The organism is Pseudomonas sp. EL_65y_Pfl2_R96 (genome assembly GCF_963970905.1).
Taxonomy (GTDB): Bacteria; Pseudomonadota; Gammaproteobacteria; order Pseudomonadales; family Pseudomonadaceae; genus Aquipseudomonas.
In genome coordinates this window covers 59,698-83,954 of the sequence record NZ_CAXAQH010000015.1, presented here as the reverse complement: position 1 = coordinate 83,954, position 24,257 = coordinate 59,698, and the positions used below count along the sequence as shown (strand labels likewise).

The window sequence follows — 24,257 nt, the reverse complement described above, 5'->3', positions numbered from 1 at the left end:
GATTAAGGATTATCCATGGGGCAGTTAACAAGGTTATTCGTCATAAGCCGCATCTTCTTTATGGGCTTTCTGATAAGCGGCACGGCGATCGCACAAACTTCGCCGATTGAGCCGGTATCTCCTGTTAGCGCTGCGGCTGAAGCGGCACCCGGCGATTATGTCGGCCAAGCGATTCAGGCTGAATTGGCGCCATTGAGTTCGGCGTTTCCGCCGCTGCTCACGTCACCGGGCCATCAGCGCGTTGATGTGAACCGAGTGGTGATGGATTTCTATAGTCATCGTGGCTATCGCGCCGCCTGGACGGACGATGACGATGTCGCCCTGTTATTGAAAAGCTTGGGCGATACCCAGACCGATGGCCTGAACCCCGCGGATTTCCAGATCGCCGAGTTGGCCGAGGCCCACGCGTTGATGCAGACAACCACCCCAACCCCCGGGCAACGGGCAGCTTTTGATATCTCCGCCACCCAGACGTTCATCACGGCGCTGCTGCAGTTGCGGCGCGGCAAGGTCGACCCTTTGCGGCTGGACATCCACTGGAACTTCGACCCCGTTGGCGTCGATCCTCGGGAGGGCGTCAACAAATTTTTAGCCGCCCTCGACAGCCATGACATTGCGCGCGCCTTCGCTCAGGCGCCGCCTCAAGAAGCGGTTTACGGCACTTTGCGACAGGGCCTGGCGCAACTGCGCAAGGTTCGCGACAGGGGCGGTTGGCCAAAGATCCCGGAAGGGCAAACGCTCAGGCCCGGCATGGACGACGCCTCGGTCGCGCAGTTGCGAGCCCGTCTGGCGGCGGGCGGTTATCTCGCGCAAGCGACTGCTCGTACCGACTACGACGACACCGTCACCGCAGCGGTGAAAAAGTATCAAGCCGAGCAATACCTTGGGGCGGACGGTGTCGCGGGGCCAGCGACACTCGCGGAACTGAATGTGTCGGTCGAGGCACGCATCGACCAGGTTCGCGTGAACATGGAGCGAGCTCGGTGGCTGCTGTACAAACTTCAAGGCACCTTCGTTGTTGTCGATATCGCCGGGTACAAAGTCGCGTTCTATCGCGATGGCAAACCGATCTGGCGCTCACGGGTGCAGGTTGGTAAGCCGTTTCGCAGCACGCCGATTTTTCAATCCGCGATCACCTACATCACGTTCAATCCCACCTGGACCGTGCCACCGACGATTCTGCTCAAGGACATGCTGCCGAAGATTCGCGACAATCCTGGCTACCTTGAGGCAAGCCGGATTCGCGTGATCGATCGAGATGGCAATGTGCTCGATCCGTCGACTGTCGATTGGGACAACCCGCGCGGCCTTACCCTGCGTCAGGATGCGGGGTCGGATAACTCGCTGGGGCAGGTGGTGATTCGTTTTCCCAATGAGTATTCGATTTATCTGCACGACACGCCGCATCGCGAGTTGTTCGCGAAATCCAATCGCGCGACCAGCTCCGGCTGTATTCGGGTAGAAAACCCTCTGCAATTGGTGGAGCTGTTGTTCAACGATCCGGTTCACTGGAACAGCGAAGGGATTCAAAAGCAGTTAGCCAGCGGCAAGACAGAGAACATCAGACTCCCGGTGAAAGTGCCGGTGCTGTTGGCCTACTGGACGGTGGACCTGAGTCTTGATGGACGCCTGACATTCAAGCCCGATGTGTATGGGTACGATTCCCCGGTATTGCGGGCGTTGAATCGGCCTTCGGAGCGGCCGGCGCTGGACGGGAGGCGAGCGGCGCCTCCCTCGGTGGCAGCGGAGCAGAGTAAGTTGTAGGCCTTAAAGCCCCAAGCCTTCTTGCACAGCCAGCAGCAAATTGTGTTCCGTCAGTGCAATCGCATCCGGTTGCTGTCCGGATTGCTCGATTGCCTGAAGCCACCACTGTGTCTCGCCGTGTTCGTTCACGGTGCGTAACAGGGCGAGTTCCTTGCCTGTCGCGTGGATTTCGATCCGCCCGGCACCGTCGGCGGTGAAGCGAGCGACAGGATCGAAGGTGATGCTGTGGTGGTTGCCTTCGATCAGCAATTGGTCGATGGCGTAATCGTAGGTCGCACCGTCCGGAGCGCTCTCGAACACGTGAGTGGAATTGCGTCGCAGCTTCAGGCCCACTTCGATCAGTGGCTGCAACCAGGTTTCGATCTGGTGATACAGCTCGTAGACCTGGGCGGGCCAGCTGTCGATGGCCTGATCGGCGAAGGTCGCGTCGGCACTGGTTTGCCAGGATTGTTTCAGCTTCGCGGCGAGCTCGTCTGCTTTACTCATTTCGATTTCCTGTCGTGGTGTCAGTTAATCGTAGCTCTTTCAGCGTCATGCGGGTTTTGCTCTGCGTCATGGGGTTGAAACACTGGCGTGAAACATCGGAGGTTAATGCCCGTCAGTTCAGTGCAGTCCATGTGGGAGCGGGCCTTTAGGGGGGGCTGCTTTGCACGACCCAAAGCCAACGGACAGACTCAATTCCCCTGGTCGATTGAGTCTCCATCGATGCAGCGTTTTTCATTGAGTCGCTAAAAGGCATGGCGTCACGACCACTGATCCCCCAATCCTCCGCTTACCCCGCACAACCCATTAGACTAGCGCTCACAAAAATTAAGGGTTTTGGGCCGTTGCCCATGCCTTGCCCTTTCAGGACTCACTTTTGCCTATCCCCATTCACGATCCGCACCACGTGCCCGGCGGTGCCCTGAAGCGGCTGCCTTTGCTCAAGGCGGCGGTGCTGTTTATTGCGACGGTGTGCCTCTGTCTCTGTGGTCTGCTGTATCTGCAACTGGAGCAGTCGCGCCGGCACGACCTGGCGTTGGCCGAGGTGTCGTCGTCGAACCTGACCCGGGCCATGGCGCAGCAGGCCGAAGACACGTTCATGAAGGCCGATCTGGTATTGACCAGTCTGGTGGACTGGATCCAGACCGATGGTTTCGACGCTGCCCAGATGCCACGCTTGCAGAAAACCTTCGCCCGGCGGGTGCAGGCGCTGCATCAATTGCACGGGATATTTCTGTTCGACAAGCAGGGGCAATGGGTTGTGACTTCGTTCAAGAATCTGCCCCGTGGCCCTGGTGTGGCGGACCGCGAGTATTTCCAGTTCCATCAGCAGAACGCGTCTTCCGTGGCGCACATTGGGCCGGCGATTCGCAGTCGGGAGAATGGTGAGTGGATCATTCCTGTCTCCAAACGGATAAACGACAAGAACGGCAATTTTCAGGGCATGTTGCTGGCCGGGATCAAGATGTCGTACTTCGATCAGTTCTTCAAAAGCTTCAGCATCGATAGCAACGGTGCGATGTTTTTGGCGTCGACTGACGGAACACTGCTGGCGCGACGGCCGTTTGTGGAGTCGCAGATCGGCACGTCGCTGGCTCAAGGGGAGATCTTTCAAATGCTCTTGCCCCACGCGACTTCCGGTAACGCCATGATCGACTCAGTGGTGGATGGCATCGTCCGGCTGTATGGCTATCATCAGCTCGAAGCCTATCCTCTGGTGGTCGCAGCGGCGTCGTCCAGGGACGCGATCCTCAAGGACTGGTATGACACGGCGATTCAATCCAGTCTCATTGTCGCTCTGGTCGTCCTCGGTGTGGGGTTGTTCGGTTGGGTGTTCATTCATCAGGTGCGTGCGGGTGAGCGCATCGAGGCGGATTTGCGCAAGGCACAGAAAACGCTCGAATTGATCGCCACCCACGACAGCCTGACCGGTCTGGCCAACCGTCGATTGTTCGAGCGGGCGCTGGAGGTCGAGTTCGGGCGCGGTGCCCGGCGGTCGAGCCCGCTGAGCCTGATCATGCTCGATATCGATTACTTCAAACGCTACAACGACACCTACGGCCATGTGGCCGGGGACCATTGCCTGACCGAAGTGGCGCGGGCACTCAAGAGCTGCTGTCACCGCAAAGCCGATCTGGCGGTGCGCTATGGCGGTGAAGAGTTCGCGGTGCTGCTGCCGGACACCGACATCCATGGTGCGCTGACAATCGCCGAACAGATCCGTCGCAGCGTCATGGACAAGAACATCATCCACAGCGGCTCGCCCACGGGTTGCGTGACGATCAGTCTTGGCTGTTATTCGTTTGTGCCGACGGGGCACGACAGCACCAATATGTTCATCGAGCGCGCGGATGCGGCGCTGTATCAAGCCAAGCACTCGGGGCGCAATCGCGCGGCGGTGTTGTCGATGGAAGGGGGCGTCGAGGCACTGATGCGTTCGGATCGATGAAGTTTGCGGCCGTCGATTGGCAATGGCCCTCTGATCACTTCTTCAAGTGTGGCAATGACTTGTGTTATCCAGGGGCGATGATCGAGCACGACTGCTATGGTCAGTGGAGAGCCTGGCGGTCATGCACGACAGACCAGGCCTCGTCGGTCTCACCTGATCAGGCGATCGATTGACAGGATAAATGCATGGATTTGTCTGCCGTTACCACCGTCGCACCTGCGCGCCATACCCCAATTACCCGCAACCTGATATTCGTTGTCGGTCTGCTGTTTGTCGTTGGCGTGCTGATCGCGCTGATCGCCCTGTTCAGTATTGCCGGACGGCTCGATGCCCAGGACCTGGCCAAGACCACTTTCTATACCCAGCGCGCCCTGGAAAACCGCATCACCGCCACGAAAAACTACATCGCCAGTTATGCGAACTGGACGACGGCCTACGAGCATCTGAACGGTGAGGTCGATGTGCAGTGGGCCTACGTCGAGCAGAACATGGGTAAAACCCTGTTCACCATGGACCACTACGATGGTGTTTTCGTGGTCGATCTTCAGCGAAGCAAATACGCCGTGGTGCGCGGGCTTCAGGTACAGGACGAGGCCGCGGCCTATCTGTCGACATCGATGGCGCCGCTCGTTGAGGCGGTTCAGCGTCAGGAAAGCCTCATCAAACCCGTCAGCCAGTACACCTTGTTCGAGGGTAAGCCGGCGCTGTTGACGGCTGCCGCGATCGTGCCCAATGACGAGCGTTCGGCGGTCGATCCCACAAGCACTTCGGTGCTGATATACGTCGACGAATTGAACCCCGAGAAGCTCAGTGTCTTGAGTGCCGACTACGGTTTGCATGACTTGAGCCTGGCGGCCGACGACGCCATCGCTCCCGGTCTGCCGGCCGTCGCACTCGCAGGCACCGGTTACAGCCTGGTCTCCCGGCTCGAGCAGCCGGGTCATCAACTGCTCTGGTCGCTGCTGCCGCCACTGGGCGGAGCGCTGCTGATTCTGGCGTTGTTGACGGCCTACTTCTTTCGGTATGTCTTGCGCACGTCCGGGCATGTGGATGCCAGTTACACCAGCCTCGATTTGTCAAACCAGGCGCTGGAGGCCAGTGAAGAACGTTTTCGTGCCGTGGCCGAGGCCGCGTCCGACTGGATCTGGGAAGTCGACGACCAGCATTGCATCACCTATTTGTCGGGACGCTTCAGCATTGTTACCGGGTTCTCCGATCAGCAGTGGCTGGGGCAGAACATCGGGCAACTGCTCAACTGCGATACCACACCCTTGTCGCTGTGGCTGAACAAGCTCGATGAAGAGCAGGCTGTCAGCCACTTGCGCTGTTCCTACCGCGATCAGTCGGGGCAACAACGAGTCTGCCGGGTGTCGGCGCGACCGATCCGGCGCAAGGGCGCGGTACTGGGTTTTCGCGGGACGGCCAACGACATCACCGATGAGGTCGCCGCCCATGCGCAGATCCAGCATCTGTCGTTGCACGACGCCCTGACCGGTTTGCCGAACCGCAACAAACTGGCGCGCTACCTCGAAGAGGCGCTGGCGCTGAAAGAGCAGTCAACGGCGCTGACCCTGTTGATGATCGACCTGGACAACTTCAAGCCAATCAACGATTCCCTCGGTCACCCGGCCGGCGATGCGGTATTGCTGGAAGTGGCTGCCCGTTTGCGTGAGAGCACGCGGGACATTGATCTGGTCGCCCGATTGGGTGGCGACGAGTTCGTGCTGGTGCTCCATGGCATGGACAGTCACGCGGAAATCGACCGGTTTTGCGGGCGCTTGCTCGACAGCCTGCATCAACCGATTCACTACGACCATCACATGCTGCACATCGGCGCGAGCATCGGAATCGCCTTGAGTCGGCGCCAGGGGCATATTCCGCAGGAGCTGATTCGGTGTGCCGATATCGCGTTGTATCAGGCTAAATCCGATGGCAAGAAGACCTGGTGCTACTTTGCAACGCACATGAACGATCAGATCCAGCATCGTCGGCAACTGGAAACCGACCTGCGTCAGGCGATCAAGCACAACGAATTCGTGATGCATTACCAGCCGCGTTATCACGTCGATGGCAAACGGATCGTTTCGGTCGAAGCGCTGCTGCGCTGGCAGCACCCGGTGCAAGGCTTGTTGAGCCCCGATGCATTTATTCCGCTGGCCGAGCAGACCGACCTGATCGTGCCGTTGGGGCGTTGGGTGCTGCGCGAGGCGTGCGAGACGGCCCTGACCTGGCCCGGCGCGATGATGGTGTCGGTCAACCTGTCACCGGTGCAGTTTGCCCGTAGCGATGTGATCGAGGACGTCCGGGAAGTGTTGATTCAGACCCGCTTGCCCGCCAGTCGGCTGGAGCTGGAGATCACTGAAAACGTGATGCTCAATGACGTCGATGGCGCCCTGGCGACCATGAACGCGCTCAAGGAGCTGGGCGTGCGGCTGAACATGGACGACTTCGGCACCGGATATTCTTCGCTGGGTTACTTGCGCACGTATCCGTTCGATGGGATCAAGATCGACAAGCGCTTCATCTCGTCCATGGGCAATGGCAGCAATGATCGCGCCGTGGTGCAGGCGATCATCAACCTGGGCAAGGCCATGGGCCTGACGGTGACCGCTGAAGGTGTCGAGACGCTGGAGCAGCTGGATTTTCTGATCTCGGATCAGTGCCATGAGGTGCAGGGGTTCTACCTCAGTCGTCCGGTGGACAGGTATGCGTTGCTGCCGTTGCTCAATGCCTCGCAGGAATATTTTCCGCAGCAGGGCGCGCACCTTTAGTCGCCTGTTTCGTTCGTCACGGCAACTGCCGTGGCAGCCCTCGGTCACAACTGGATACCGACCATGAAGAACCTGAAAATCGCCACCTTCAACGTCATGCGCGGTGATCGCAGCACCGATTACACGGCGTGAGTGAAGCTTGAGTGTGGCTGGCAGAAGCGCGATTGCTGGTGCGTCGACTTACGGTCTGATTTTGTCCACACTCTCCTAGTAATAAGCTTGTCAATTTATTTTTTTGATATTGACATGTCCAGAAACAAGTGTGAAGGTATTGGTCGTGAGCAAGGATCGTACTCATTGTAATCAATAGAATTATATACGCTCAAGGGATTGGCATGTTTCATACCGCAGCTATAAATACGTCTTCTCCTCCACTTGTCTTTTCCTCCAAGGCACTCCGCGCATTATCAGTTTCCTCTCAACGCCGTTCTGGCGATAGGTGTCATTACGTCTTCGGCACGAGCAAGTCCCTCGCCGGCTGGCGATCGCTCGATATGAAGAAAGCATCTACGACATAACTTTTAGTTATGTTCGACGTCGTTCGTTTCCGCCTCTGAAATGCGCGAAGAACTTTATCGGCCGGAATGAATCGATATCGACACATTGAGTAGCTCGCGCACTATCAACAGGTATTAACCACCATTTCCTGCACGCTCGACCATTATTGAACGCGTGGTCTATTGGAGGCATGTAATGTTTGTGTTACGCGATTTCTGGGCCACGGAGGCAGCGCTGGGCGTCGATGCCCGCTCGCAACCTGATGAGCGTGTTTCGCCATGCAGTGGTGCGTTAGAAGATGCATCACACCCTGTCCACGCTTCACCATCAGGTACTGGCCGTGGGCGCCCTGTGGGATGACGATGCAAGAAACGTCAAGCCAGTCTTGCGCCTGGCCGTGGCGCGAAAACGACGACCGTGGTTTGAGGGCTTATGGGGCAATGTCGGTGAGCCAGTCGATCTCTCGCGAGTACATTGCTAATGAATAATTTCGGTTCAAATGTTATCGAGAGAATTGAGTGTTGCAGTGGCACTGCTGGGGTTTACCCTTGATTCAGATCCAATTTATCCAACAAGGCCACATGAAAATGAAAATATCATTCATCGCTTTACTAGGGGTTTTATCACTTATTCAAACATCACTGTCCTTTGCGGATGATGTCAATGGGAAGAATCTCTATTTGCAGAGGTGCGCCGTGTGCCATGGAGCAGATATCAAAGGAACCGGGCCATTGGCTAATAAAAGCAATCCTCCAACACCTGACCTTACAACCTCCGCTTTCAAGAAGCGACTAAATGATTATCCGGGCGTTATTGTGTCATCGATAATACTCCGCCCTAGTGGAAACTTGATTCCAAAAGTTTTGCGAGAGAACGGTGTAAAGATACCGCCGCACGCTTGGAGTGTTAATGATCTGCGCGATCTACATCAATACATGAGTGGTGTAATTTCAAAAAAACGATGATCTTGAGATGAGAGGCGGGCACAGAAATCCAAGAGCCATCTCAGGGTCGGTTGCAAACAAATCATTCAGCGAAGAGCTGATGGAGTATTAGTCATGGACAGTAGCTGTCGCTGAATTCTCTTAAAACCTTATAACTCAGAGGGACAAACCCATGCGGACAAAGGTTGCAATCGTTGGAGCCGGCCCGGCTGGATTAATGTTGGGGCAGCTTCTTTCTCTTATGAATATCAGCAACGTGGTTGTTGAGAGTCGATCAAGAAATTACGTAGAGGGCCGCAGTCGCGCAGGCCAGATCACCCCTGCTACGGTCCAGATTCTTACTGAAAGTGGTGTTGGGTCGAGGATTCAATCTGAAGGAATGATACATTCTGCGTTGCAGTTCCATTATGATGGATCGACGCGCGAATTGGATTTTCAAGCACTCACCGGGCGTACGGTTACCATTTATGGCCAACAGGAAATTATCAAGGATCTGATTGCAGCACGTTTAAAAACAGATTACCCACTTTTGTTCGACGCTGCAGATGTTCAGATTCATAATACCGATGGAAATGCGCCTTCTATTTCTTTTAGGCACGGCGACACACAACAGACTCTAGAGTGCGACTTTGTCGTCGGCTGCGACGGCTTTCATGGCATTTGTCGTCCGCATATCGCTGACTCTCTTACCCACTTTTCGCACACCTATCCTTTTGCTTGGCTAGCGGTTCTCGCCGAAATGTCACCCATTTCAGAGGATGTCATTTTTTCCAGCCACGAAACCGGGCTTGCATTATTCACCATGCGCTCCCCAAATGTTTCAAGAATTTATTTGCAGTGTTCTCCGGACGAAGATCTCAATGAGTGGTCTGGTTCGCGAATCTGGGATCTTTTGCAATTACGTATAGAGGGTAGGCCTGAGAAAGTTAATGGTGGGACGATTATCGAAAAAAGTATTGTGCAGCTTAGAAGTTTTGTTGCCGAAAAAATGCAAAAGGGAAGGCTCTTTCTAGCGGGAGATGCTGCACACATCGTGCCGCCTTCTGCCGCAAAAGGGCTTAATCTCGCAGTTTCCGATGCTAATATTCTTGCTCGCGCCTTTGAACAATTTTATGCCAGCGACAAGGATGAGCTCCTGCTGTCTTATTCCGACATCGCCTTGAAACAGGTGTGGAGGGATGTACAGTTTTCCCACTGGATGGCCATGTTGCTACATCGTTTCGACGACAACTCTCATTTCCATAGACGACTTCAGATAGCTGAACTTGATCGTATTCTCGGGTCTGGCCCCGCAGCGCAAAACTTCGCAGAACTATGGGTCGGGAATCCTCCATTCGCAGCGTCGATTTGAACCAGTCCACGATTAAGTTGCTAATCTGAAAACATGGAGTTGTGCAATGGGTCAAATACGGAAGATCCTGATTATCTTACATCAGGAGCAATCTACGCCTGGCCGAGTAGGCTTCCTGCTGCGTCAACTGGGATTCGAGCTTGATATCCGCAGGCCGCGATTTGGTGACCCTCTTCCGCAGAGTATGAGGGAGTACGAAGGTGTGGTCGTTTTCGGCGGTCCGATGAGTGCTAATGACAACGACGAGTATATTCGCGAAGAAATCAACTGGTTGGCCAAGCCGTTGAAGGAAGGGAAACCATTGCTTGGTCTTTGTCTAGGCGCGCAAATGCTGACTCGGCACTTGGGTGCGCGCGTCTACCGACTCGATAACGGAGGAACTGAGGCGGGTTATTATCCGATAACACCGCTTGCTGCTGCTCACGAGATAACCGCTGACGCATGCGCACCCTTTCCAGACCATGTCTATCAGTGGCATAGCGAAGGCTTCGATTTGCCCAATGGCGCTATGCAGCTCGCCGAAGGTTCGACCTTTCCAGTTCAAGCCTATCGATATGCAGGTAACGCCTACGCTTTGCAATTTCACCCCGAAGTAACTTACGAGACGATCAATCGCTGGGCAATGCGGGGTACCGAACGGCTCAAAGCGCCTGGTACGAAGCCCGCAGATGAGCATATTGCTGGCTGGCATCTATATGACTCCGCGGTCGCAACCTGGATCAAAGCGTTTCTTCCAAAATGGATAGAAACGCCTGCTTAAACCATTTGAGTGACTGGGTATCGAGATTCGGACTAATAACTTCAGTCAGTGCGGAAACATACGGGCTTCGACACTTATACAGGGATAGTGCAGTATGGGCTTTCAACTTTGGATATTGTTTTGCGTCGTATTTCTTTCAGCGGCGATCCTTCCGGGGCCGAATGTTGCCTTCTCTATGGCACAAGCACTGGATCATGGTTTCAAGGAATCATTTCCGGGCGCTGTTGGTTTCGGGTTGGCGAGCGGGGGGCACGCAGTTGTTGTTCTTTCGGGGCTCGGCATACTCGTCAGTAATAATCCTGACATTTTGTTTTGGCTTAAATGGGTGGGCGTTGCGTACCTGTTCTATCTTGCGCTGAAATCGTTGCGCTCGCACTCCCAAGTAGTTGTTGCGACATCAAGCAAGCGTACACCGCTTCAAATGTTCACGGGGGCGATAATTGTCTCATTCACAAATCCTAAGGGTATATTGACGAATATAATATTATTTCCGACATTCATAGATAAGACTTTGCCTTATGTTCCGCAGTGCATTGCATTGGTGGCGACGGCAATATTCATTTCTACGTCGGTGTATTCCATGTATATGCTTCTGGCTCGCCATGCGGCGAAGATTTTTCGAACCAAACGCCAAATGAGTGTGGTGACGGGCGTTTTATATGTCGGTGTCGCTGCTGCTATTGCGACAACGATCTGAGTGATTGTGACAGCTTGGTATCACCAGCATTCAAGTGAGGTTCATTTTGATTGGCGTATTTGATTTCGGTAGCGGCGGATTAACGGTGATGCGCGCGTTTGAATCCGTCTTGCAAAATGAACAATTCGTCTATTTGGGTGATCATGGAAACGCGCCCTATGGCAATAATGTATCCGACGATATCCATGATCTGACACAAGCCGCCCTTGATCGCCTTTTCAGGTATGGCTGCTCACTGGTAGTCATCGCCTGTAATACTGCGGTGGCAATTAGTCTGCGGAAATTACAGCAGGCGTGGCTTCCAGAAGTGTATCCAGGTCGGAGGGTGATCGGCGTGATCGCACCTGTCGCTGAAGCGATTACGGGAGCGCCTTGGAATCCGACATCCGCTGCCACGCATGATCACTCTGATTACCCTGTGGAGAGCGTCGCCATTTTCGCTACTCAGCACACGGTTCAATCAAATGCCTTTGCTGTGGAAATCAATAACAGACGTCCTGGAATAAACGTGTACCAACAAGCATGCCCTGGTCTCGCTTTGCTCATTGAGCAAGACGCACCTGAGGATAGAGTGCGCGCCGAAATCCGTAAAAATGTTAAAGCGCTTCTGAATGCCGCTGCGCAAACTCCAGATGTTTGCATTTTGGGATGTACGCATTATCCGATAGTTGAGCATATATGGCGAACGGAGCTCCCGGGCTCAATGCGTATAATTTCCCAGTCCGATGCTTGCGCACAGAGTCTGGTTGAATACCTAAAAAGTAACCCTCGCTTCTCTAATGCAAGAGTGGGAGATAATAAGTTCTTTACGACAGGCGATGTCAACACAGTTTCAGAGCGAGCATCTTTGTTCTACGGGTCAAGGGTGGAGTTTTCGAGAATAGATGCGTAGTTGCTTGTAGCAATCATGTGTGTAAGTTTCACTCTTTGTTCGCTTATGGCGCACAGAGTGGAGTGGTAGATAAAACGGACGATTAAGACTTTAGGAGAAAGTGATGAAACTTGTTGGCATGATGGGATCACCCTATGTTCGGCGCGTGGCAATTTCGTTACGGCTGATGGGCGTGGAGCATGAGCATCGGCAGATTTCGGTGTTTCGCGATGCTGATGAATTCCGAGCGATCAATTCGGTAGTCAAGGCACCCACTCTAATTTGCGATAATGGCGAAATGATCATGGACTCGTCGATGATCCTTGATCATCTGGAGTCGCTGGTCGAACCAAAACACAGTTTGATGCCAAAAGACTCGAGGCAGCATCAAAAGGTGCTTTCGCTCATTGGGCTCGGCCTCGCTGTTTGCGAAAAAGCTGTCCAACTCGAGTATGAGCACAACAAGCCGGTCGAATATCACTATGAGCCTTGGCTAACTCGTATCGCCGAGCAATTGCATGCCGCGTTGGCACTTCTGGAAGAAGCTGCGGTTCACGCCAATCCTTGGCTTGCAACCGCGCAAGTGTCTCAGGCCGATGTGACTGTGGCCGCAGCTTGGCGTTTCACGCAATTCAGGGTGTCCAACCTGGTCGATGTCAAAAGCTATACCGCGCTTGCCGCCTATTCCGACCAGATCGAGCAACTGCCGGAGTTCGTCGATACACCACTTAAATAAATTCTGTCCCTGCCCCTCCAGTGTAGGGGCAGGGTTTTAGTTGCATAAACCTTGGACTGGTTTGTCGATGAAGGGCGAGACCCTATAGACGAGGCAACTCTGTTATTGCGTGATTCACAGGAGACACAAGAATGTTGAGTCTAGAAGATTTTTTTGCCTACGGCGAAGCGGGGTATACCCATGTTCCGCTTTGGCAGAGCCTGCCGTTGCCGCCAGGGGTCGAAGCACTTTCGCTGTACCAAGGGTTAGCCAACTGCGGGCAAGACTACCTGTTCGAAACGGGGCACTGGCACGATGGCGTGTTCGAACAGGCGTACTCGGCGATTGGTCTGCCTTGCAGTCAACGAATCGAGCTCGATGAGGGCGTCTTGCGCCTGTATCGCGACGGCCAGATGTCAGCCAAGATTGACTGCGACGATCCGTTGGCAGAGCTGGCCAGGCTGCAAAAGGACTTTCGTATACCGCAGTGCCCCGGCCTCCCTTCCTTCAGCGGTGGGTTCTTCGGCTATTTCGGTTTCGAAACGACTCGGCTGATCGAGCCTCGTTTACGTCGCGTACCCCGCAAGCCCTCCGGTTTTCAGCTCCCTGACGTATTGCAATTGATCAGCACTGATCTGGTCGTGCTGGACCACCGCGCACGTCTGGCCTATTGCATCGTGCATGAAAGCCCGAAGGCCCTGGGCGATTACCAGTGCGGCCAAGACAGACTCAACCGACTAGTCGCGCATTTGCGCCCATTGCTCGTACCATCCGCGCCCTGCGGGCACGTGGTTGAGGCTACAACCCCTGCCGCCGAGTCGGCCTTCCCGCAGCCAGCGTTTGTTAAGGCAGTGACACGCATCAAGAACTATATCGCTGCTGGCGATGTGATGCAGGTCGTTTTATCCCAACGCATGAGCCTTCCTTTCGAAGAAGACGCCGTCGCGTTGTACCGTTCCTTGGCTGATTTGGGTCACACACCCTATCGCTACTTACTGAACCTGGGCGACTGCCAAGTGGTCGGCGCATCTCCAGAAATGTTGTTTCGTCAGGAAGAGCAAATGGTTACAACCCGGCCGATGGCAGGTACACGCCGTAGGGGCAGTGTGGTGGCCGAAGACAATCGGCTCAAGGAAGAACTGCTCGCTGATCCGAAGGAAATCGCCGAGCATATGATGCTCGTCGATCTGTCGCGAAATGACCTCGGTCGGTTGGCCAACGTTGGAAGTGTGCAAGTGACCCAATTGCTGAATGTGGAATATTTTTCCCATGTCATGCACATCGTCTCTACTGTTACCGGCCAGATACCTGACCACGTCAGTGGTTTGGAGCTGCTCAAAAGCATTTTCCCTGCAGGCACGCTGAGTGGGGCGTCGAAGGTGCGTGCACTTGAGATTATTGCCGAACTGGAACCCCATTCTCGCGGGGTTTATGGCGGTGCCATCGGCTATTTGGATTGGAGCGGCCGTGCCGACTTGGCTATCGCCATTCGAACCGGACTGCTTCAAGACGCTCGTCTCTACGTTCAGGCAGGCGCCGGAGTGGTGCAGGACTCGGTAGCAGATCGCGAGTGGCAGGAAACGATAGAGAAAAGCCAGTTGGTTTGGGTTGCAGCCAGCCGGTGTAGAGCTGTCGCGCAACGCCAGGAGGTGGCGTATGCATTTAATGATCGATAACTACGACTCGTTTACCTACAACATCGTGCAGTACCTGGGAGTTCTCGGGGCTGATATTGAAGTGCGTCGTAATGACGAAATTACCTTGGCAGAAATAGACGAACTGGCGCCAGAGTCCTTGATTATCTCTCCTGGGCCGTGTTCTCCAGCCGAAGCGGGTATTTCCCTCGCAGCAATCAATCATTTTGCGGGCCGTTTGCCTATATTAGGCATCTGTCTTGGTCATCAGTGCATAACCGCCGCTTTTGGCGGTGAGGTGCGCAGGGCCCGTGAGGTGCTTCATGGAAAAGTTTCACGTATCCGTCACGACAGACGTGACTTGTTCGACGGCCTGCCTGACGGATTGCAAGTGGCACGGTATCACTCGTTAGTGGCCGGTGTCTTACCCAGCCAATTAGTTGCCACAGCGCATGCTCTGGATGAAGACGGCATGCCGGGGGAGATCATGGCGCTGCGGCACCGAGAATTGCCGATCTATGGAGTGCAATTTCATCCAGAGTCATTGATGACGCAACAAGGCCTGGCGATGTTAGCCAATTACCTTCAACTGGCTGAGCGAGGCCGCGTCACCAGGGCCGCTACCTGATCGCTCGCTACGAAGCGCCGACACACTTACGGAGCATGATCATTGCCCATGAGGTGACCAATGTTGGTCATGACCGGACGCAGCTCAGCAATATGGCGAACCATGCGCGTAAAGAGATCGGCGCTGAGTCGCCGACGATGGGGCTGCCAGTCCTGCGCAATGCAGAGGCCGTGTACGACGGGCAAGGAGCGCCGTGTGAGGCGCTGGGGGCATGAAGCGATATTCGACGCGATGGCAGGTTCGGTTAGAAGATGATCCAGCGATGATGAGGGGGCGTCGACAGACCGTTGAACATCCTTTTGGAACGCTCAAGTATTGGATGGGGCTACCCACTCGAAAGGCTGCTTTGCAGGCCATATGAAAACGCACTGAAGGCCAGCCCAACAAACGCCCCGACTTGTACGGGACGTTTTTTTTGTGCGAGCGTTTTGCTGCGAGAAATCGTAGGAAGCGAAGGTTAGGGAAACCGGAGACATTTGACTTCCTGGGCTTCATACACTGTTGTAGTACCGTAACCGTCCGAACTACACCGCCTTGAAACTCAGACCTTAATGTCCTTCAGCCACTCATTGGCGCGCTCCCACTCGAAAACCGTTGGGTCGAAGCTATCCCCATGCCACTCCACCATGTCGTCGCGCTCTGGATGATCGGGATCAGCAATCGCTTCAAGAAATTCGGCATACCCCGGCGCATCGCCGATATCTTCCGGCGGACAAGCATTGGCGCCGTCGACGCAGTACGGCACCTGAGGGCAGGCCCCAGCAGGCAGTTTCTTTTCGACTTCGATCCGGTGATCCCAGCCGTCGCCAAAGTCGTAGAGATAGCTAAACGTCTTTTTCCCGTACAACGCTTTGATCAGGGTTTGGCGGGTTTCCGAGTTGACGCGTGGGCCCCATCCATCGGAATCGGGAATGCCGTAGTTTTCACCGGCAATTTCAAACTCATGCATATGCCCGCCCTCCCAGCCCATCGCGAACTGGATCACCGTATGCAATGTGCCCAACGTGATGTTTTCGGGTACTGCTACGCGGCGCCAGATGGTGGGTTCGACCCACTTCAACTCAATGTGTAACAGCAACAAATCAGGCTCGTGTTTTAGCAAACGTACATTTTTGGCCATGGGTCAGCAGCCTCCTCGGCGGCGAGCGGTGAAGCCTGGTCTTTATAGCCGTCGTAGAACTTGCGCCGGGCGTGAGCCCAGCACGCGGCTTCCTGAATGGTGTCCGTGGCATACGGCTGAGCAAAACCGGCGTAGCCGTCCGCCTGCAAGATGCCGCTGAAACTATTGAGATGAGCGCGGGGATGCTGCCCCTTGCGATCCGGCGAGTAGGTAAACGCCTGCCGACCTCTATATACCAAGGCCCAGAACCGTTCGTCCTTACCCAGAGGAACGCTTCGCATCACGTACCTGAGGCTGGAGCCGTATGCGGTAGTTCCGCACGTACGGACCTGTGTGGGGGGGCAGGTAACTGCCATCCCTACCGCGACTCGTGCTCAAAGAGTGCTGTTGAAACATCGCGCGTCGGCATATTGTTTTGTCTTCCGTGAGGAGTCTCGACAATAGCCGCAAAATGGTGGCGTTGGGAGGCAGTGGGCGAATGATTTTAGTGCTGGCGTCAGCGCACACCTCTCACTTGCGGGATGGAGTGAGGTCACACTATCCAAGCGGATCAGTGATGAATTTCTGGATAGATCGGATCGGGATACGCCATCCTGTCAATTTTGATTACTGAGATTTGCATGATGAAGGTTTGCATAAGGATTGAGCGATGAGCGAGCCACGACTGACGAATCTTGCCCTGTACCTGCAACGCCTGGGCATCGACGCCCCGCCGGCGCCAACCCTGGAAATCCTGCGGCAATTGCAGCTGCGCCATACCGGTGCCTTTGCGTTCGAAAACCTCACCACGCTGTTGGGGCAGCCGGTGCTCATCGACCTGCCGTCCATCGAGCAGAAAGTCCTGCACGACGGTCGCGGCGGTTACTGCTACGAACTCAACAACCTGTTCCTGGCCTTGCTTCAGACGCTGGGTTTCGAGGCGCGCGGCATCACCGGCCGCGTGGTCATGAACCAGCCCGAAGGCGCGTGGACCGCACGCACTCACCGTTTGAGCCTGGTGACCCTTGATGGCGTGCGCTACATCACCGACGTCGGCTTCGGCGGCATGGTGCCCACCGCACCGTTGATGCTCGACACCGAAGCCGAACAGCTCACCCCCCACGAACCCTATCGCATCGAACAGCATGCGGACGGCTATACCCTGCGCGCCAACGTTTGCGGTGAATGGCGAGCGATGTACATCTTCGACCTGCAACGTCAGGAGGACATCGACTATGACCTCGGCAACTGGTACGTCTCGACTCATCCCGAATCACCCTTCGTGACGCAACTGATGGTGGCGCGGACGGGGGAGGGATGGCGACGCACGCTGAACAACGGCAGTTTTGCCATTCATCGCATGGGCAGTGAGAGCGAGCGGCGGCAGGTGGCGGATGTGGATGAGTTGATCGGGTTGCTGAAAAGTGAGTTTGATATACGCGTACCACAGCACCCAGAGTTGGAGCGCGTTATAAATCAATTAATTACCAGTCGAAAGTAATACCCGTCGCGACCCGATGTCGCTGAAGCGAACATCGGGTGAAACGATTGTATTGTCCCTGCGTAGTTGCTTTCGTTTGCGCTTATGTCAAATTGCCATAATGTCGGTTATTTATATTATAAAAGAGTTTCCGTTTTGTTTGGCGGTCCTCGCGCATTCAACTACAAGTTAAGTCAGGCTCGTTTAAGTTGGGGCGCTTTTATAGATGCAGTCAATGGTGCGTTTGTCACAGGCGGGGTCGAGCAGTCATGCCGTAACATAGTCAGGCCAGCAATGTTGCAATAGGGACGGGGTAGGAAGTTAGACTGGGAGGTTCGCATCATGGCCAATCTGAATTATGTGTCGTACTTTGTTGCGGTGGTTTTTGGTGTGATTTTTCCGATAGGTATTTTTGTCGGAAGAAGTAATATTCGAGCAAGTCGATACGAAATTGTAGCAGACCTGGAAAAACTGTTCGGATTCGCAACGAAAGCGGGCGGAACGCCGCTGATAATCCCTTCCTTTGAATTGGTGAAATATAAATACAGGCCCGCTTCGGAGATCCAGAGTCGAGCTGATCAAGCCCATTCGGTTCTCTATTACATGATTCCGGTGTTTCTCTACGCCTTGATGTCGACGGTCGGTTTTTTGGCCGTTTTATTGACGCTTGGTGGAATAGAATCAGATGGCGCTTTTGGATGGGCTGTCGGTATAGAAAAGACGCCGCAAAATCTGAACTTTCTGGCGGTATTCTCTTTTACATTTTTGGGTGGTTATTTGTGGAGTGTTCAATATCTCCTGCGTAGGGTGGCAAATTTTGATCTGTCTCCAGTGTCCTTTTATCGTTCGTTAATGCATATTTTATTTGGTTTGTTTGTCATGTTCGCTATTTATTACAGTGGCTTGTTCTTGGCGACGGATCGCCGAATCGCAGCGGTCGCATTGCTGGTCGGGTTGTACCCATCGCTATGCATGAATGTCATTATCGCCAAATTCCCATGGGCCAGGTTGAAGCGTGTCTCGCGTTACAGCAAGGCACTTCAGGAAGAATTGCCGCTGGACGTCATTCTGGGGATCGACGCGTTCATGAAGTTCCGACTTGCCGAGTTTGAAATCGAGGACGTACAAAACCTTGCGACAATCAACCCCATTCAGATTTTTGTAGAGACACCTTATGGGCTCTATGAGGTGATTGACTGGGTCGCTCAGGCCCAGCTTATTCTCGCCGTAGGCCCCGAAAAGGCGTTGAAGTTGCGCGAGATGAACATCCGCACGATCTTTGATCTGGAAAGAATGATTTATAACCCTGCATTGAAGAGCCGGTTGATGGCGGTGTTGGCTGTCGGTGAGTCAGCGGATCCGGGTAATGACGTAGGCATCGAGCGTTTTCGGCTTTTTTCCAATAGCGAGGTTGACCTGAGGCACTCCGACCATGCTGAAGCATTGGTGTCTATCATCAGGGACGATCTGCATGTGAAAAGGCTTCGACAAATCTGGGATGTCATTGCTGAGCGTGTGGATGATCGTGCTACGAGTTCGACGTCTGTAATCAAGGGGGGGACGACCTGTTGCAAGTGCGGGGAGAGTCATGGACTTCCTCTGGCGCCTGTGATTTCCGAATCCCCACGCGCAAAATCTGACCGTCCAGAGCTTTCTGAGTTGGTGGGGCTTTAAGGTTCTGCGGACGATTGCGGGACTATTTGGTTCTTTGTCTTGATGAATAACTGTATACAATTCTATGGACAGTTGTCCTGAGTGTTGAATACAGTGTGCGCACAACAAAAAACCAGGGAATCCCCCAGCCATGAAAACACCCCATGTTTCACACCAACGGCCCGAGGATGAAAATCTCGGGATCGGCGCGAATATGGCTTACGGACTGCAACACGTTCTGACCATGTACGGCGGTATCGTCGCGGTGCCTTTGATCATCGGCCAGGCGGCCGGGCTCTCACCGGCGGACATCGGTTTGTTGATTGCTGCTTCGTTGTTTGCAGGGGGGCTGGCGACATTGCTGCAAACCCTGGGTTTGCCGTTTTTCGGTTGTCAGTTGCCGCTGGTACAGGGCGTGTCGTTCTCCGGCGTTGCGACCATGGTGGCGATTGTCAGCAGTGGTGGGGAAGGCGGCTTTCAGTCGATTCTCGGAGCGGTGATTGCCGCGTCGCTGATCGGCTTGCTGATCACGCCGGTGTTCTCGCGAATCACCAAGTTCTTTCCGCCGCTGGTGACGGGCATTGTGATCACCACGATCGGCCTGACGCTGATGCCGGTGGCCGCGCGTTGGGCCATGGGCGGCAACAGCCATGCTCCGGACTTCGGCAGCATGGCAAACATTGGTCTGGCGGCGGTGACGCTGGTGCTGGTCCTGCTACTGAGCAAGATCGGCAGTGCGACCATCTCCCGTTTGTCGATCCTCTTGGCCATGGTCATCGGCACAGTCATCGCGGTGTTCCTCGGCATGGCGGATTTCTCGTCCGTCACCCAAGGCCCGATGTTCGGCTTCCCGACACCGTTTCATTTCGGCATGCCCACCTTCCACTTCGCCGCGATTCTGTCGATGTGTATCGTGATCATGGTGACCCTGGTGGAAACCTCGGCCGATATCCTCGCCGTCGGTGAAATCATCGGCACCAAAGTCGATTCCAAACGCTTGGGCAATGGTCTGCGCGCCGACATGCTGTCGAGCATGGTCGCGCCAATCTTCGGCTCCTTCACCCAGAGCGCCTTCGCCCAGAACGTCGGGTTGGTGGCGGTGACCGGGATCAAGAGCCGTTTCGTGGTGGCCACCGGCGGTGTGTTCCTGGTGGTGCTCGGATTGCTGCCGTTCATGGGGCGGGTCATCGCCGCCGTGCCGACCTCCGTACTCGGCGGCGCCGGCATCGTGTTGTTCGGCACCGTGGCGGCCAGCGGCATTCGGACGCTGTCCAAGGTCGACTACCGCAACAACGTCAACCTGATCATCGTCGCCACTTCGATCGGTTTTGGCATGATCCCCATCGCCGCACCGAACTTCTACGAACACTTCCCCAGCTGGTTTGCGACGATTTTCCACTCGGGCATCAGTTCTTCGGCGATCATGGCCATCGTGCTGAACCTGACCTTCAACCACCTCACCGCCGGCAACTCGGATCAGCAATCGGTGTTTGCAGCCGGTACCGAGCGAGTCCTGCGTTATCAGGACCTGGCGGCGTTGCGGGAAGGGGATTACTTCAGCGAAGGTAAGCTGCATGACTGCGACGGGAATGAGATCCCGGTGGTGGAGATGGATCATGGGCATGCCGAGCCGCGGGCGGTGCATGCGAAAAGCAGTGAGCATGTCTGACGGCTTATAGCCGGAAGATCAAGAGATCGCAGCCTTTGGCGGCTCCTACAGGTGATTCGTGTGTGATGCGATCCTCTGTAGGGGCTGCCGCAGGCTGCGATCTTTTGACTTTATGGCAAGCACAAAAAAGCCCCTGAACCTTTCGATTCAGGGGCTTTTCGGTTTTGCTGTCTGGCTCCACGACCTGGACTCGAATAGAAAATTAACCGACTGTTTTACAAGGAAATTTTGTTGATTTCTAAAATCTTTATCCCTACGGTTATCCTAATTAAACCCGGATTTTATACGAACTCTTTGGATCCCTATGAACACGGCTGTTGCGTCCGTCCCGCCTACCGATCAGGGCAGTAGTTCGTTCCTCGTGATCACTGTGTCCGTCCGAAGCGGACCGAACTGGTCAGTCGTGACAGGCAACAATCGGCCGATTCTGTTGAAAAAGTCGGTCTGTCCAAACTGCCTGATCATTGACTGGTGAAAACGCCTTTTTTGCACGCTGCTACGTGAAATCCGAGTCCGGAAGCCTCTGCCAAAAGTAAAGATTTCAATCTCGGACGCGTACTTTTCTGATGCGCAAACCATGGCCGACTTTTTCAACAGAATAGGCCAAAAGCGGTCGTTACAGACCAGGCACATGTGTGACTTAAGAGGGTATGGGATGCATTGCTGAACGCTCAATAATCACCATTTTTTTGGGAGGAAAGCTTATCCCTATCCTGTCCCACACCCCCCTTGAACACGATGTACAGGAGTGGGCCGATGGAAACGAAAATGAGCGTAATCAACAGGTACGGAAGCACGCCTAACAACGAATGGCCTCTCAGTCTGCTGTCGTTAATCATCCAGAGGCATGCGAGCGCCGCCATCAAGTAGAGATCGATTACGACTTGCGCGGTGTCAGGCCGGGACATTAACTCGAGGCCAAAGGCGAAAAGCGACTGATCTGCCATTAGCAGCGTCCAGCCGGTATAAAGCGAAAAGGTCAATAACACGGGTAGTGCAATGTAGACGGCTCCCATGTGCTTCTCCTTGGTAGGTGGCGTCTACACAGTAGTGATAGTGTTGCTGGCCTCACAATGACCTGATAGGTCATGGACACTCTTCACATGGACAGTCAGAGTTGAATCATGAGCCACCACTCCTTTCATCCTACTTATTCCGTAGACGGTACTGCCGCCGGCGAGCACCTGAGACGGTTTCGTCAGCAAGCAGGGCTCAGTCAGCTGGATCTTTCTCTAATAGTCGGCGTTTCTCAGCGTCACCTTAGCTGTGTCGAAACAGGTCGCGCCAAGGCGAGCCCAGGCACACTGCACGCTCTTCTAAGAGCACTCGACGTACCTCTTGACCTCTGCAACGCAGTATTCGTTGTGGCAGGCTATGCGCCCCGGTACGTCGCCTCTTCGCTCGACGCTCCAGCGATGGAGGTGGTACACGACGCGATTAATCACATCCTGCAAGCCAACAACCCTGCGCCAGCCATTGTCATCAGCAGCAACTGGGACATTACCGCTGCCAATGCCAGCGCGGGATTGCTATTGAAAATTGGGAGCTTCGATTTCTATCCACATTTACAACTTTCGGGATGCCGCTCGATATTACGGTTGCGTCATTGCGCATCGAACATCTTATCCCTGCCGACGCTCCTACCTGGCAGAGGATGAAATCAGCTTACGATCAGCGGTTGGCGGTTGGCGGTTGGCGCCAAGACGCCAAGACGCCAAGACGCCACAAAGATAACCCTTTATGGCAGAGAAACGAGTGCAAAGAGAATTTGTTGGCCAGGGGCTGTTGGCGCTGATTGAGAACTGACCCAAGCGGCCGACTCTTCCTGACCCAAGCTGAACCATCGAAAGCCGCGCTGACACTCGTTTTGTGCGTAGTAGGCTGGGTCAACGGATTCCGGCACCAAAGGTCAATCTGGCGTCGGCGCCAACAAACAGCCGAACGGGAGTCTTTTGGCTTTCAAAAAACCTTGGCCCAGCGCTTACCAAAAGCAATAAAGCTGACCGACAGGATGACTTTTAAAACAAAAAAAGGCGCCACACCAGAGCGCTGATTCAAAAAAATGTGGAACCACTTACTTTGAGAGCAACCGAATGAAACGTACGTGCACCAGCCTGATGCTCACGGGATCCTTATTGGCCGGGGGCCAGGCAATGGCCGGCGACTTGCTGCAATGGCAGAACAACAGCCTGACCTACCTCTATGGCAAAGACTTCCAGGTCAACCCGCGCATTCAGCAAACCGTCACTTTCGAGCACGCCGATGCCTGGAAATACGGCGACAATTTTGTATTCGTCGACAAGATTTTTTACAACGGCAAGGACGACCCGGGCGTCGGCTCGAACACCTACTACGGCGAAATCAGCCCGCGCTTGTCGTTTGGCAAGATCTCTGAACAGAAACTGGAGTTCGGTCCGGTCAAGGATGTGCTGCTGGCCATGACGTACGAGTTCGGTGAGGGCGATACCGAGTCCTACCTGATCGGTCCGGGTTTCGACCTGGCGATTCCCGGGTTCGACTACTTCCAGCTGAACTTCTACCAGCGTCACACCGAAGGCAGCCGTCCGGGTGACAACGTCTGGCAGATCACCCCGGTTTGGTCCTACACCATTCCGGTGGGCGATTCGAACATCCTGATCGACGGTTTCATGGACTGGGTGGTCGACAACGACAAGAACAGCCAGGGCACCTATCACGCCAACCTGCACTTTAACCCGCAGATCAAGTACGACTTGGGCAAAGCCTTGCATTGGGGCGAGAAGCAGCTGTACGTCGGTGTCGAGTACGACTACTGGAAGAACAAGTACGCCATCGAAGACACGAAAGACTTCACAACCAATCAGAGCGCCACGAGCTTGCTGGTGAAATACCACTTCTGATCCAGAGTCAAAAGATCGCGGCTTGGCCAGCATCTGCAGAAGCGTATCCGATGCAGGCGCTCAGGCAGCAAAAGGCCATCCGGATGGGCCTTGAAGCCATGCTGCGATCAGTTGTCTGGCAAGCGCTATTTCCACCAATCACTGTCCTGATTCAACGAGTCAAGCCCTGACTCCGGCACGTCTCCCGATGTGTTGCGCCACCGCGATTTTCTTGGCCATCAGCTGCAGGCAGGTGATCTGCGAGCTACCGATATAGCCGAAGAAAATCACCCGAACTGAGTGTTTCTGCCCGGCCCGCCACGAACGCGGTGCTGCCTGTTGCAGCGTGTAACCGTGAGTGCTTTGGCGACGATGGATTGTCTTATCGTCAGCCCCCCCATCGAGCCGCCATGGTGCTTGCGCGGGTGGTGGTC

18 protein-coding genes and 4 pseudogenes are annotated in these 24,257 nt (G+C 54.7%); 17 read left to right on the top strand and 5 right to left on the bottom strand.

All coding sequences use genetic code 11. The features are described from left to right. Positions 1-15 precede the first annotated feature (15 nt). A complete protein-coding gene (locus AACY49_RS16705) occupies positions 16-1,764 on the top strand; it encodes a L,D-transpeptidase family protein (protein ID WP_339525145.1) in 1,749 nt (582 codons plus the stop codon). A gap of 3 nt (positions 1,765-1,767) precedes the next feature. On the opposite strand, the gene AACY49_RS16700 is transcribed toward AACY49_RS16705, so the two are convergent. Continuing rightward, on the bottom strand, positions 1,768-2,250 hold the full coding sequence (locus AACY49_RS16700) for a hypothetical protein (protein WP_258696415.1): 483 nt from the start codon (positions 2,248-2,250) through the stop codon (positions 1,768-1,770). 373 nt (positions 2,251-2,623) lie between these two features. Between AACY49_RS16700 and AACY49_RS16695 the strand changes: the two genes are divergently transcribed. The 11 genes and pseudogenes from AACY49_RS16695 to AACY49_RS31890 form a co-directional block, all read left to right on the top strand. Next, entirely contained in the window at positions 2,624-4,195 is a 1,572-nt protein-coding gene (locus AACY49_RS16695; protein ID WP_339525143.1) for a sensor domain-containing diguanylate cyclase, read from the top strand. A gap of 185 nt (positions 4,196-4,380) precedes the next feature. Continuing rightward, entirely contained in the window at positions 4,381-6,966 is a 2,586-nt protein-coding gene (locus AACY49_RS16690; protein ID WP_339525141.1) for a bifunctional diguanylate cyclase/phosphodiesterase, read from the top strand. A 1,079-nt stretch (positions 6,967-8,045) separates the two neighbouring features. Beyond that, positions 8,046-8,429, top strand: a complete 384-nt coding sequence (locus AACY49_RS16685; RefSeq protein ID WP_258700749.1) for a cytochrome c — start codon at positions 8,046-8,048, stop codon at positions 8,427-8,429. 151 nt (positions 8,430-8,580) lie between these two features. Then, on the top strand, positions 8,581-9,759 hold the full coding sequence (locus AACY49_RS16680) for a 4-hydroxybenzoate 3-monooxygenase (RefSeq protein WP_258696411.1): 1,179 nt from the start codon (positions 8,581-8,583) through the stop codon (positions 9,757-9,759). Between the two features lie 46 nt (positions 9,760-9,805). After that, on the top strand, positions 9,806-10,519 hold the full coding sequence (locus AACY49_RS16675; RefSeq protein ID WP_339525139.1) for a glutamine amidotransferase: 714 nt from the start codon (positions 9,806-9,808) through the stop codon (positions 10,517-10,519). A gap of 94 nt (positions 10,520-10,613) precedes the next feature. Next, on the top strand, positions 10,614-11,216 hold the full coding sequence (locus AACY49_RS16670) for a LysE family translocator (protein WP_258696409.1): 603 nt from the start codon (positions 10,614-10,616) through the stop codon (positions 11,214-11,216). A gap of 46 nt (positions 11,217-11,262) precedes the next feature. Then, positions 11,263-12,108 carry a glutamate racemase gene (locus AACY49_RS16665; RefSeq protein ID WP_258696408.1) on the top strand — a complete coding sequence of 282 codons (846 nt, stop codon included), beginning with the start codon at positions 11,263-11,265 and terminating at the stop codon, positions 12,106-12,108. Positions 12,109-12,211: 103 nt separating this feature from the next. Then, positions 12,212-12,823 (top strand): glutathione S-transferase family protein, encoded by a 612-nt coding sequence (locus AACY49_RS16660; protein ID WP_339525136.1) that lies wholly within the window; start codon positions 12,212-12,214, stop codon positions 12,821-12,823. Between the two features lie 131 nt (positions 12,824-12,954). Further along, on the top strand, positions 12,955-14,478 hold the full coding sequence (locus tag AACY49_RS16655; RefSeq protein WP_339525134.1) for an anthranilate synthase component I family protein: 1,524 nt from the start codon (positions 12,955-12,957) through the stop codon (positions 14,476-14,478). Beyond that, entirely contained in the window at positions 14,459-15,064 is a 606-nt protein-coding gene (locus AACY49_RS16650) for an anthranilate synthase component II (protein ID WP_339525132.1), read from the top strand. The genes AACY49_RS16655 and AACY49_RS16650 overlap by 20 nt, the downstream gene beginning before the upstream one ends. 35 nt (positions 15,065-15,099) lie before the next feature. Continuing rightward, a pseudogene (locus AACY49_RS31890) lies at positions 15,100-15,389 on the top strand (hypothetical protein); the annotation flags it as partial. A gap of 216 nt (positions 15,390-15,605) precedes the next feature. Here the strand turns inward: AACY49_RS31890 and AACY49_RS16635 are convergent. Then, positions 15,606-16,184, bottom strand: coding sequence for a plasmid pRiA4b ORF-3 family protein (locus tag AACY49_RS16635; protein WP_339525130.1), 579 nt, complete (start codon positions 16,182-16,184; stop codon positions 15,606-15,608). 14 nt (positions 16,185-16,198) lie between these two features. Then, positions 16,199-16,501, bottom strand: a pseudogene (locus tag AACY49_RS16630) (IS66 family transposase); the annotation flags it as partial. Positions 16,502-16,833: 332 nt separating this feature from the next. Between AACY49_RS16630 and AACY49_RS16625 the strand changes: the two are divergent. The 3 genes from AACY49_RS16625 to AACY49_RS16615 all read left to right on the top strand — a co-directional run bounded on the left by AACY49_RS16625 (position 16,834) and on the right by AACY49_RS16615 (position 20,965). Further along, entirely contained in the window at positions 16,834-17,664 is an 831-nt protein-coding gene (locus AACY49_RS16625) for an arylamine N-acetyltransferase family protein (protein WP_339525128.1), read from the top strand. Positions 17,665-17,985: 321 nt separating this feature from the next. Next, the gene (locus tag AACY49_RS16620; RefSeq protein WP_339525126.1) at positions 17,986-19,317 is read left to right on the top strand and encodes a hypothetical protein; all 1,332 of its coding nucleotides are present in this window, start codon (positions 17,986-17,988) and stop codon (positions 19,315-19,317) included. 130 nt (positions 19,318-19,447) lie between these two features. Beyond that, positions 19,448-20,965: a nucleobase:cation symporter-2 family protein gene (locus AACY49_RS16615; protein ID WP_258696401.1), complete on the top strand. Its 1,518-nt coding sequence runs from the start codon at positions 19,448-19,450 to the stop codon at positions 20,963-20,965. 671 nt (positions 20,966-21,636) lie between these two features. Here the strand turns inward: AACY49_RS16615 and AACY49_RS16610 are convergent. After that, positions 21,637-21,981: a DUF2834 domain-containing protein gene (locus AACY49_RS16610; RefSeq protein ID WP_339525124.1), complete on the bottom strand. Its 345-nt coding sequence runs from the start codon at positions 21,979-21,981 to the stop codon at positions 21,637-21,639. Between the two features lie 108 nt (positions 21,982-22,089). On the opposite strand from AACY49_RS16610, the pseudogene AACY49_RS16605 reads away from it, so the two are divergent. Both AACY49_RS16605 and AACY49_RS16600 read left to right on the top strand, forming a co-directional pair. Further along, positions 22,090-22,652: pseudogene (locus AACY49_RS16605) on the top strand (helix-turn-helix domain-containing protein); the annotation flags it as partial. Between the two features lie 406 nt (positions 22,653-23,058). After that, positions 23,059-23,844, top strand: a complete 786-nt coding sequence (locus AACY49_RS16600) for an outer membrane protein OmpK (protein ID WP_339525122.1) — start codon at positions 23,059-23,061, stop codon at positions 23,842-23,844. A gap of 60 nt (positions 23,845-23,904) precedes the next feature. Here the strand turns inward: AACY49_RS16600 and AACY49_RS16595 are convergent. Further along, positions 23,905-24,174: pseudogene (locus AACY49_RS16595) on the bottom strand (hypothetical protein); the annotation flags it as partial. Positions 24,175-24,257: the final 83 nt, after the last annotated feature.

Excerpts from the sequence above, each read along its gene's own strand:
- AACY49_RS16705 (WP_339525145.1), top strand. The coding sequence starts at position 16 with ATGGGGCAGTTAACAAGGTTATTCGTCATAAGCCGCATCTTCTTTATG.
- AACY49_RS16700 (WP_258696415.1), bottom strand. The coding sequence starts at position 2,250 with ATGAGTAAAGCAGACGAGCTCGCCGCGAAGCTGAAACAATCCTGGCAA.
- AACY49_RS16690 (WP_339525141.1), top strand. The coding sequence starts at position 4,381 with ATGGATTTGTCTGCCGTTACCACCGTCGCACCTGCGCGCCATACCCCA.
- AACY49_RS16685 (WP_258700749.1), top strand. The coding sequence starts at position 8,046 with ATGAAAATGAAAATATCATTCATCGCTTTACTAGGGGTTTTATCACTT.
- AACY49_RS16680 (WP_258696411.1), top strand. The coding sequence starts at position 8,581 with ATGCGGACAAAGGTTGCAATCGTTGGAGCCGGCCCGGCTGGATTAATG.
- AACY49_RS16675 (WP_339525139.1), top strand. The coding sequence starts at position 9,806 with ATGGGTCAAATACGGAAGATCCTGATTATCTTACATCAGGAGCAATCT.
- AACY49_RS16670 (WP_258696409.1), top strand. The coding sequence starts at position 10,614 with ATGGGCTTTCAACTTTGGATATTGTTTTGCGTCGTATTTCTTTCAGCG.
- AACY49_RS16660 (WP_339525136.1), top strand. The coding sequence starts at position 12,212 with ATGAAACTTGTTGGCATGATGGGATCACCCTATGTTCGGCGCGTGGCA.
- AACY49_RS16655 (WP_339525134.1), top strand. The coding sequence starts at position 12,955 with ATGTTGAGTCTAGAAGATTTTTTTGCCTACGGCGAAGCGGGGTATACC.
- AACY49_RS16650 (WP_339525132.1), top strand. The coding sequence starts at position 14,459 with ATGCATTTAATGATCGATAACTACGACTCGTTTACCTACAACATCGTG.
- AACY49_RS16635 (WP_339525130.1), bottom strand. The coding sequence starts at position 16,184 with ATGGCCAAAAATGTACGTTTGCTAAAACACGAGCCTGATTTGTTGCTG.
- AACY49_RS16625 (WP_339525128.1), top strand. The coding sequence starts at position 16,834 with ATGAGCGAGCCACGACTGACGAATCTTGCCCTGTACCTGCAACGCCTG.
- AACY49_RS16620 (WP_339525126.1), top strand. The coding sequence starts at position 17,986 with ATGGCCAATCTGAATTATGTGTCGTACTTTGTTGCGGTGGTTTTTGGT.
- AACY49_RS16615 (WP_258696401.1), top strand. The coding sequence starts at position 19,448 with ATGAAAACACCCCATGTTTCACACCAACGGCCCGAGGATGAAAATCTC.
- AACY49_RS16610 (WP_339525124.1), bottom strand. The coding sequence starts at position 21,981 with ATGGGAGCCGTCTACATTGCACTACCCGTGTTATTGACCTTTTCGCTT.
- AACY49_RS16600 (WP_339525122.1), top strand. The coding sequence starts at position 23,059 with ATGAAACGTACGTGCACCAGCCTGATGCTCACGGGATCCTTATTGGCC.